The organism is Streptococcus cristatus (genome assembly GCF_963529205.1).
Lineage (GTDB): Bacteria > Bacillota > Bacilli > Lactobacillales > Streptococcaceae > Streptococcus > Streptococcus cristatus_O.
The window spans coordinates 18480-27580 of record NZ_CAURYF010000029.1 but is presented as its reverse complement, the minus strand read 5'-3'; the positions used below and the strand labels follow the sequence as shown (position 1 = coordinate 27580).

The 9101-nt window shown below is 43.7% G+C and carries 11 protein-coding genes; 1 reads left to right on the top strand and 10 read right to left on the bottom strand.

The annotated features are described in order from the left end of the window. The 9 genes from RWS39_RS07405 to miaA form a co-directional block, all read right to left on the bottom strand. The coding region (locus RWS39_RS07405) for a single-stranded-DNA-specific exonuclease RecJ (RefSeq protein ID WP_314481995.1) at nucleotides 1-685 on the bottom strand (685 nt) is incomplete at its 3' end. A gap of 219 nt (nucleotides 686-904) precedes the next feature. Further along, complete coding sequence (locus RWS39_RS07400) at nucleotides 905-1957, bottom strand: acyltransferase (protein WP_314481994.1); 1053 nt, start codon at nucleotides 1955-1957, stop codon at nucleotides 905-907. Nucleotides 1958-1997: 40 nt separating this feature from the next. Then, entirely contained in the window at nucleotides 1998-2708 is a 711-nt protein-coding gene (locus tag RWS39_RS07395; protein WP_314481993.1) for a methyltransferase domain-containing protein, read from the bottom strand. A 6-nt stretch (nucleotides 2709-2714) separates the two neighbouring features. Then, nucleotides 2715-3470 carry an SDR family NAD(P)-dependent oxidoreductase gene (locus tag RWS39_RS07390; RefSeq protein ID WP_314481997.1) on the bottom strand — a complete coding sequence of 252 codons (756 nt, stop codon included), beginning with the start codon at nucleotides 3468-3470 and terminating at the stop codon, nucleotides 2715-2717. Nucleotides 3471-3495: 25 nt separating this feature from the next. After that, entirely contained in the window at nucleotides 3496-3987 is a 492-nt protein-coding gene (locus RWS39_RS07385; RefSeq protein WP_314481992.1) for a DUF7832 domain-containing protein, read from the bottom strand. Between the two features lie 39 nt (nucleotides 3988-4026). Beyond that, the gene (gene rnz, locus RWS39_RS07380; protein WP_314481991.1) at nucleotides 4027-4956 is read right to left on the bottom strand and encodes a ribonuclease Z; all 930 of its coding nucleotides are present in this window, start codon (nucleotides 4954-4956) and stop codon (nucleotides 4027-4029) included. 10 nt (nucleotides 4957-4966) lie between these two features. Continuing rightward, nucleotides 4967-5590 carry a cystathionine beta-lyase gene (locus RWS39_RS07375; protein WP_314481990.1) on the bottom strand — a complete coding sequence of 208 codons (624 nt, stop codon included), beginning with the start codon at nucleotides 5588-5590 and terminating at the stop codon, nucleotides 4967-4969. Continuing rightward, complete coding sequence (gene hflX / locus RWS39_RS07370) at nucleotides 5583-6821, bottom strand: GTPase HflX (protein WP_314481988.1); 1239 nt, start codon at nucleotides 6819-6821, stop codon at nucleotides 5583-5585. The genes RWS39_RS07375 and hflX overlap by 8 nt, the downstream gene beginning before the upstream one ends. Nucleotides 6822-6852: 31 nt before the next feature. Next, nucleotides 6853-7737 (bottom strand): tRNA (adenosine(37)-N6)-dimethylallyltransferase MiaA, encoded by an 885-nt coding sequence (gene miaA, locus RWS39_RS07365; protein WP_314481986.1) that lies wholly within the window; start codon nucleotides 7735-7737, stop codon nucleotides 6853-6855. An 82-nt stretch (nucleotides 7738-7819) separates the two neighbouring features. On the opposite strand from miaA, the gene RWS39_RS07360 reads away from it, so the two are divergent. Beyond that, nucleotides 7820-7990 (top strand): DUF3042 family protein, encoded by a 171-nt coding sequence (locus RWS39_RS07360; protein ID WP_005590510.1) that lies wholly within the window; start codon nucleotides 7820-7822, stop codon nucleotides 7988-7990. Nucleotides 7991-8287: 297 nt separating this feature from the next. Here the strand turns inward: RWS39_RS07360 and RWS39_RS07355 are convergent, their stop codons facing one another. Next, entirely contained in the window at nucleotides 8288-8686 is a 399-nt protein-coding gene (locus RWS39_RS07355) for a hypothetical protein (protein WP_314481984.1), read from the bottom strand. Between the last annotated feature and the right edge of the window lie 415 nt (nucleotides 8687-9101).

The window sequence follows — 9101 nt, the reverse complement described above, 5'->3', positions numbered from 1 at the left end:
TGGTACCGATAGCAACTAAGTCCAAAAGTTCGACTTGGACTTCTTCCAGCAAGGCAGTTGCCAGCTTAAAAGCCACCCCACAACCAGCCAGATGCTTAAAAGGATAATCTGCTCCGCTATGTTCCGGATGGACGATCGCATAGGCATTTGGTAGCTCCTCAGGCATAGAATGGTGATCCGTCACGATGACATCCACGCCGAGAGACTGGGCCAGCTCGATAGCTTCAAGGCCAGCCACTCCATTATCCACTGTAATAATGAGCGAAACTCCTTGATTTTCAATAAAATACTTGTAAACACTGCTATTAGGGCCATAGCCATCCGTAAAGCGATTGGGCAGATAGACCTGACACTCAGCCCCCAGCTGCTCCAAGGCTTCCTTGACAATAGATGCCGAGGTCATGCCGTCCGCATCATAGTCACCATAGATCAAAATCTGCTCGTAATTCTCAATCGCTGAGCGAATGCGCTCCACTGCCCGATCCATGTCATGCAGGTCATAAGGGTCGTGAAGCCGGTCTAAACTAGGCTCCAAAAATTCCTGCAAGGCCTCTTCAGTCTGCACACCTCTTTGGTAAAGAAGACTGGCAGCGGCAGATTCTAATCCAGCTTTCTTAGCCTTTTTTAAAAATTTTTCATCTGTAAAATTTGTGGCAAACTGCCAGTCGTATTTTGAGCTAATCATGATAAGTGAAACACTCTCTCCGTTCAATCTTGTCTGAATATTATAACATGAAAAAGCGACAGAGCAGAAGAAAAAGGCATGGAATATTTCTTCTGTTCTATCACTTTATGCTTTACTTCCTCACTCGGCTTAAATTTGAGCAAGGGCAATTTTGCTGGATTTTCTCTTACCAGCTAGGACTTCTCCGATCAGCAGATTCGACTTACTAACTTTCTTTCGCTATCCTATTTCCTTTGTAAGGCTTTGCTTCAAGAACAAGCGCTTCCGAGCCAATAAAATGACTTCTGCACTTAGATGAGTCAAGAGCAAGGTTAGCAAAAAGACAATCCTTCCCTGCTGCCACTTGGCAAAATCGGTCTTTTGGAGCAGATAGAAAGAGGATTCTATAAAAATTGGATGCAAAAAGAAGTATAAAACACTCAATTCTTTGAGGTGATATAGCTGCCAGTTTTGACCAATTCTTGTACGCAAAATCCAATTCACCAGAAATAAAGCAAAGAGGGGCAAAGCCAAAAAGAAGTTTTTGTCAATCCCTTGGTGAATAAAGACAATCCACCCATCTAGCAGCAAAAGAAGGCCAGACAAGAATAGCTTTTTCCCATAATCTTTTCTGAAAATGCTAGACTGACGATAATCATAAAGAAGATAGCCCAAGTAAATAAAAATGGGAGTATAAAAAAAGCCGTTTCGGGTGGTGAAGAAAATTTTAGCATAGGCATCAAATGACTGGGTAAGCCAGCTATTTGAAAAATAAGCGTAGTATGTCTCGATCGAGCCTATTACATAAAGCAGGAGTAAAAAAATCCCCGTCTTTCTAGCATCCCATTTTCTATAAACATAGTGGACAAGTAAAAGGCCCAAGAGAAAGGCGGGAATATACCAAAGTTGATAACATAAGCCGATATACAAAAGCCCAGCCAACAAGGCCAAAGGAGCATAATGCTTCTGAACTGGCAGGGTCCAAAAATACGCCAAGGCATAAGGAACATAAATCCCGCTCCACAAAAGATACTGCTTCAAAACACGCTTAATATACAGCTTCATTTCCTGCTTCTTAGCCAAGCCGGATTTAAGCATAAAAGCTGATGAAATCAGGAAAAAGGGCACTGCCATACGACCAAACATACTTTTCTGAGTAAAATGCAGGATTTCATTCTCAAAAAGCCTCTGGCAATGCACCAAGATTACCAAAATTGAAGCCGTGTACTGAAACAAACTGAGCATGGCGTAGTTGATCGGCTGCTCAGGCTCTCTGACATTTCTTTCTGCCATAAATAGTTCTCCCTAGGAAGATTATGTTTAATAAATAGATTTAGTGCTTGCTCAGCCAAACATGCTGAAAGGCAGCGATGTCTCGATAAGGTGATTGATTGCAGACAGCCAGCTCCACCTCAAGCATCTTTTCAGCCCAGTCAGGGGCCGTTTTATAGTCATTGGATTGCAGCCCGTAAAAAATTCGTACTCCCTGATAATCCTCAACTTCTAAAGGCAGACCTGAAATCACTTCCGAAACCTGATAGACCTTAGCAGCTCCCATGCTGTGGGTTTGATATTCCTGACCCGCTAAAAGCTGCTGAGCCTTTTCTGGGTCATTTTCAAAAACCACCGTATGCATAATCCGCCCGACCTCGTGATGCTTGACCAGAGAAATTTTACCGTCCTTTTTTAAGAGGCGGGAAAATTCTGTCAAATAGAGAGCAGGGTCAGACACATACTCTAAGACATTATGACAGACGATGGCATCAAAAGACTGGTCTGGCAATGTTTGCAGAACTTCTAGGCTACCTTGCAATTGCTCATAGGAAAAGTCCTGCTTGCGCTCAGCAATCATTTCTGAGTTCGGCTCGATGGCAGTTACTTGGTTCTTTTCCGCTAGAAAATCAGCCACAATTCCAAAACCACTACCGAAATCCAGGATTTTCTGTCCCTTCAGCGATTTAAGCAAGGCAAAAACAATATCATACTGAAGTTTGCCCCAAGGCGCCTGCAGATGTGCCTTATAGGCTTGTAGATTAGCTGTCATAAAACCTCACTTATAGTTAAACATATTGGCTGCCATCTTGTCGGCCATTCTTGGAAAAAGGGTATAAAGCTTGTGGGCTAGATTGAGAATACCAGGCAGGTTGATTTCCCGCCTCTTTTTGCCAAAGGATTTGACAATTTTGCCTGCTACAAAGTCTGGCTCAAGGATATATTTGTCCACTGCTTTCACATAGGAACCGTCAGGATCTGCCTGATCGAAAAAGGCTGTTTTGATAGGACCGGGATTTACCGTCGTGACATAGACCCCAAAAGGCAGGAGTTCCAAACGCAGGGCATTAGAAAAGCCAATAGCCGCAAACTTGGTCGCTGAGTACAGACTAGACTTGCTACTGGCAATGAGGCCGGCCATACTGACGATATTGACGATATGACCTTGACCTGCCTGCTTCATGCGAGCTCCAAAGATACGGGACAGGTTCATCAGGGCAAAGGTATTGACCTCAAACATGGCCTCGATATCACTGGAGCTGATTTTGTCAAATTCTTCAAAAATCCCATAGCCAGCGTTATTGACTAGGACATCGACATGACCGTAATGGCTGTCAATCCGCTCAGCAAAGCTCTCCAAAGCTGAGCTGTCTGTAATATCCAGCTCCACTAGGTCAAGATTTTCTTTTTCTCCATAGAGTTTTTCCAGCTTGGCCTTGCTCCGACCAACCAAAATCAGTCGGTCCTTGGGCAAGAGCTTAACCATTTCCTGAGCCAGCCCACCGCTAGCTCCTGTAATAATGATGGTACGCATTGTTGTGCCTTTCATGTTGTTAATATCAATGAAATCTTTTTCCAGCTAAATAGTCAGCATAAGCTTGATCAATGACTGGAGCAAAAAGATGATAATCCTCCCAGCTACCTAAAAATTCCAAAGGTAGGTCGTACAAGTCATTGACTACAAATTCAGAATAGTCCTTCATATACTGATGTTCATAATAGTCGTTCACAAAAGCCTGAAAATCCTTTTTGACATCCATTGTTCCCAATTTGCCATCGCACCAGTTTAAAAGATAATCCACTCCCAAAGTTTGCTCGTCTTTCACACTTTGGAGTACGTTTTCTTCATCAGGAGTCATCATTTCCTTTGCGTCATGCTGGATTAGCCAGGTCACGAAGAAGCCAATATGATTCGCAGCCCAACGATGAATCTCTCGGTAATCATCTTGTGTCAATTCCTCATTTTGTAATTGGTAGCTGTAAAGATAGTTGGTTAAGGCATCCTCAAAATACCAATCAGCTTTATCTAATAAACGATTTTCAACTGCCATCCTATTTTCCTCTCAATGAAACTGTCCTAAATTGGAAAACTATAACTCAACCTCTTCCAAATCCTTGACCACATGGACATTGTCAAAGACGCTACTTGCATCGCGGCGCATTTGGCTAATGTCTTTCGATAAGAAACGTGCGCTGACATGATTGAGCAGGAGGCGTTTGACACCGGCTTCCTTAGCAACTTCCGCAGCCTGCATATTGGTAGAATGGCCATGTTTGCGGGCCATTTTTTCATCTCCCTTGCCATAGGTCGCTTCATGAACCAGCACATCCGCAGCCACAGCCAAGCGAACACTTGAGTCGGTCTTTCTGGTATCACCCAAAATGGTAATAGTTTTACCCGGGCGAGGAGCTGAGATATAATCAGCCGCAATAATCTTCCTGCCGTCTTCTAGGACGATGTCCTGACCATTCTTGACTTTTCCAAAGAGAGGGCCAAAGGGAACACCCGCCTCGCGCAGCTTATCCGCATCCAGCGTCCCTTCCAAATCTTTCTGCATCACCCGATAACCCACGCAGAAAATCGTGTGGTCTAGCTTATCCGCATAAACAGTAAACTTGTCCGTTTCCAGAATCTTGCCCAGACCGTTTTCATCAAACTCATGAAAATCAATCCGATAAGGCAGGCGAGAACCAGACACGCGCAAGCTTGTCATCACAAAGCTTTTGATACCGACTGGTCCATAAATTTCCAAATCCGTCTGCTCTTCATTAGCCTGAAAAGCTCGGCTAGAGAGGAAACCCGGCAAACCGAAAATGTGGTCGCCGTGCAGGTGCGTGATGAAAATCTTTGAAATCTTACGAGGTTTGATGGTAGTTTCCAAGATTCGATTCTGAGTGCCTTCGCCGCAATCAAACATCCAGACTTCATTGATTTCCTCCAAAAGCTTGAGGACAAGACTAGACACATTGCGGGCCTTGGACGGCTGACCGGCTCCTGTTCCTAAAAATTGTAATTGCATGTTTTTCTTTCTAAATGATATAAATCATGGCAGAGCGATTCTGCGAGTGATAGTATTTTCTGCCAGCATAGGACTGAGCCAGCTGACTGACTTCATCTTGATTGTAGCCCAGAACTCTCTGGCTACCATCCGCCAGCTGCTGCCAATCGGTCAAAGCAGTCAGCGCCTGACTTTCCACGACTTGAGAGTCAGCTTTGAGAGGTACCATTTTTATTCTCTCATCTTCTTCGTAGACCAAGTACTGTGGAAAGACTTGGGCGATTTCAAAGAGCAAGTCAGCTGTTACCGGCTCTGGGTTTTCAGGGAAGACCAAGCCGACTTCCTCGCTCTCATAGCAAAACCCGTAGGACTTGCCAGAAAGATTGAGCCGGACAAACGGCTTGCTTTCTATAAAGCTAGGATCCGGATTCCACAAGTCCAGCGCTTGCGTAATTTCTAGAAAATAAGCTGTCGCGGCTTCCGGACTTTTCTTTTGATAAAGCTCAGCAAAGTAAGCATTGATAACGCTGGGCGGCGGTGTGATAAAGCTACGCTTCTGCTCTTCTGTCAGATCAGCCAATACTTGCTCTAAGTAGACCCTGTCTAGGCTTGTAAAACCGCCGTATTTGAGGGCCAAGTCAATAAAATCAGTCATAAAATTCTTCCAGTTTCCATTTGTTTTTCTCAGCAATCCAACCTGAAATGGTTTCGACATCGTCTATATATTCTCGATTCCCCATAATCGCGACTTTCTCTAAATCATGAATCTTGTAGGCTTTAGCCGGTGCTACCTTGATGGTAAAAGGTAAAAATAACTCTTTCATCCGCTCCAGCAGGACTTGCTGCAAAAGAGCTCTGCTATTGTCCGCCTTAGCCGAAATCAAAGAATAAGGAGTCAAGGTCGGAGTGAAATCCTCCGCCTTGTCTGCTTTGTTATAGAGAGTCAGCCGGGGAATATCCAGCATGTCCAGCTCTTTCATGATGTCGAGTACGGTCTTTTCATGCTCCTCATGATGAGGGTCGCTGGCGTCAATGACATGAACCAGCAAATCGACATTTTTGCTCTCTTCCAGTGTGGATTTAAAGCTGGATACTAGCTCTGTCGGCAAATCCTGAATGAAGCCAACTGTATCCGTCAGAGTGACATTGAGCTGGCCACTGAGGTTGATGCTCTTGGTCGTGGCGTCTAGCGTCGCAAAGAGTTCGTCTGCCTCATACTGGTCCTTACTGGTCAAGCAGTTCATGATCGTAGACTTGCCAGCATTGGTATAGCCGATGAGGCCGATTTTGAAAATGCTGGACTCTAGCCGTTTTTCACGAACGGTAGCCCGATTTTTCTCCACTGCTTTGAGCTGGCGCTCAATATCATGAATCTGATTGCGGACACTGCGTCGATTGAGCTCTAGCTGGCTTTCACCAGGTCCGCGAGAGCCAATTCCACCTGCCTGACGGCTGAGCATAATGCCCTGACCAACCAAGCGAGGGAGCAGGTACTTGAGCTGGGCAAGATGCACTTGCAGCTTGCCCTCATGACTTCTAGCCCTCATGGCAAAAATATCCAAAATCAGCTGCATACGGTCAATGACCTTGACTCCCAAGCTTTCCTCTAGATTGATATTTTGACGAGGTGTCAGACGGTTATTGACAATGACAGTCGAAATCTCTTCGGCATCAACCATTTGCCGGATCTCTTCTAACTTACCAGAACCGACAAAGGTCTTGCTGTCATACTTTTCTCGCTTCTGGCTGTAAGAGCCGACTACCTCTGCCCCTGCCGTCTTAGCCAGACTATGCAACTCCTCCATGGATAGGTCAAAATTCTCCGTGTCTGGTAGTTCCACACCGACCAAAAAGACACGCTCTGTTTTTTTCTCTGTTTCTATCATCTCATATCCTTACTAAGACTTGGTCAGCCAGCTACTTGTCCAAAAATTTCCTGATGTCTTCTATAACCTGCTCTTTGTAGTCTGGATTTCCCACCTGATAAAAGGTCACGGACATCCGATTGCGAAACCAAGTCAGTTGCCGTTTGGCGAAACGGCGGGTATTCTGCTTGAGCTTGTCCACTGCTTCCTCTAGGCTCATCTGACCTTCAAAGTAGGGGAAAAGTTCCTTGTAGCCAATACCCTTGCTGGCTTGACTGGTCGGAGCTTTCTCAAACAGCCAGCGAGCTTCTTCTAAAAGTCCGACTTCTAGCATCAGATCTACTCGCTGATTGATTCGCTCATAAAGTGCTTGTCTTTCATCATCTAGACAAATCAGCAGGGCTTCATAGTCTGGTTGATTGTTTTCTAACGAACCGCCCAGATGGGCAATCTCCAGTGCTCTCATAGCTCTGCGTCGATTTATCTGAGGGATCTCGATACCTAGCTCTGCTATTTTCCCAAACAAAGCCTCATCTGACCAACTATCCAGCTGCGCCCGATAGGCCAGAATCTCCTCGTGAGGGACGGAGCCGCCCAGATGGTAGCCCTCGAGCAAGCTTTGGATATAGAGCCCTGTGCCACCGCAAATGATGGGAAGCTGTCCTTGGGCCTCAATCTCACGAATAGCCTGAGCCGCCTCAGTCACAAAATCATAGGCCGAATAGCTCTCACCGACCTCCCGCACATCCAGCAGATGGTGGGGAATACCCTCCTGTTCCTCAGGACGAATCTTAGCCGTGCCAATATCCAAGCCAAGATAGACCTGCTGACTGTCACCGCTAATGATTTGGCCATTGAAGCGCTTGGCTACCTCGATACTCAGAGCCGTTTTTCCGACCGCCGTCGGCCCCACTATCACAATTATCTTGGTTTTCATCTTTTTTCCTTGAAAAAATTTTGATTTTTCGTTACTATTAATTATAACATAAATAATAAAAGTTCAGAAAAGGAGAAATCACATGGCTAAAGGATTTGGAAAAGGCGTTCTTACAGGTGTAGCAGGTACTGTCGCTGCTCTTGCTGGTGCAGTCTATGCCTTTAAGAAAAAAGTCATCGAACCCGAGGAACAAAAAGCGGCTTTCATCGAAGAAAACCGTAAAAAAGCAGCTCGCAAACGTGTAGCACACTAAGCCTGCACATTTTACAAAAGAGAGTGGGGCAGAAATCGCTAATTCGTTAGAATTCGATTTCGTCGTCCCACCTCCGCACAGTTGAGTAGAGTCTGGGACAAAAGTCCGACCTCAAATATAAAAAGCGAACAAAACTAGTTTTCTGGTAAACAGAATTCTGCTTTGTTCGCTTTTTGCATTTAATTATAGATTTGAAAGGCTTAATAATTAAGATTTTTAAAAATTGAAATCTTTTTGTCCCAGCCTCTTTTCTTTTGTAGAAAACAGCAAGCTGAATAACTGCTATAGATAAAACAACTAATCTTTTACATTTCTCTCTTTCTTAGATGGCTGAATGCCATGAGAGCTAAAGATATAATTGCTTAAGAGCAAGAATACTAACAAGCTAAGCACAAAAAATAAATTATAAGAGGGCTCAGAGGACAGGAAAACGAAAGGAATCGCAAGACACAAAATTGTGATATAAAAGATTTTTAACTGCTTGATATAGAGACAAAAGAGTTCAATGCTCCTACTGCCACTGATCTGCGACTTAGACTTACTTTTCGCGTACCAGATGATAAAGGCTTCCGCGAAACAGAATAGACTTAGCAAAAAGACCATGCTCCCAAAGCGAATCTGCAGTAGAATTCCCACTGCTAACAATAAGATGAAACCTAAGCTCGTAGCAACTACTGCTCGCCTAGTATTAGTCATAAAATCAACTCCCTTAAAAGATAATTGCAAAGAATGCCTTTAGCAGTTTTTCTTTTTATTCTCAAGTAATCAAAAAATCAATCCCTATTTCTATGATGAGAACTAAAAAATATAAGCAAAACCATTAAAAACGAGACAATTAGGCCTACCGTAGTTTGGTTTAAAAACGGATAATTAAAAAATAAATAATTACAGAGTGTTAATAATAGACCTCCTGCCGTTAGCACAAAAGATATAAGCAGAGCAATTTTATAAAACAATTTTTTTTCCATATTAGTGACCTCTTTTTTCCTTGTATAATTATCATAAGATAATCAAATTTATTTTTTCTATAGAATAATGGAAAGTTAGAATGTTACTAATAACCGTAGCTAGGGTTCATTAAGTGTCATAGCTCTTTTATTATCACTCACTG

Coding starts and splice junctions, on each gene's coding strand:
- RWS39_RS07355 (WP_314481984.1), bottom strand. CDS start 8,686: ATGACTAATACTAGGCGAGCAGTAGTTGCTACGAGCTTAGGTTTCATC.
- miaA (WP_314481986.1), bottom strand. CDS start 7,737: ATGAAAACCAAGATAATTGTGATAGTGGGGCCGACGGCGGTCGGAAAA.
- RWS39_RS07375 (WP_314481990.1), bottom strand. CDS start 5,590: ATGACTGATTTTATTGACTTGGCCCTCAAATACGGCGGTTTTACAAGC.
- RWS39_RS07390 (WP_314481997.1), bottom strand. CDS start 3,470: ATGCGTACCATCATTATTACAGGAGCTAGCGGTGGGCTGGCTCAGGAA.
- rnz (WP_314481991.1), bottom strand. CDS start 4,956: ATGCAATTACAATTTTTAGGAACAGGAGCCGGTCAGCCGTCCAAGGCC.
- hflX (WP_314481988.1), bottom strand. CDS start 6,821: ATGATAGAAACAGAGAAAAAAACAGAGCGTGTCTTTTTGGTCGGTGTG.
- RWS39_RS07400 (WP_314481994.1), bottom strand. CDS start 1,957: ATGGCAGAAAGAAATGTCAGAGAGCCTGAGCAGCCGATCAACTACGCC.
- RWS39_RS07385 (WP_314481992.1), bottom strand. CDS start 3,987: ATGGCAGTTGAAAATCGTTTATTAGATAAAGCTGATTGGTATTTTGAG.
- RWS39_RS07395 (WP_314481993.1), bottom strand. CDS start 2,708: ATGACAGCTAATCTACAAGCCTATAAGGCACATCTGCAGGCGCCTTGG.
- RWS39_RS07360 (WP_005590510.1), top strand. CDS start 7,820: ATGGCTAAAGGATTTGGAAAAGGCGTTCTTACAGGTGTAGCAGGTACT.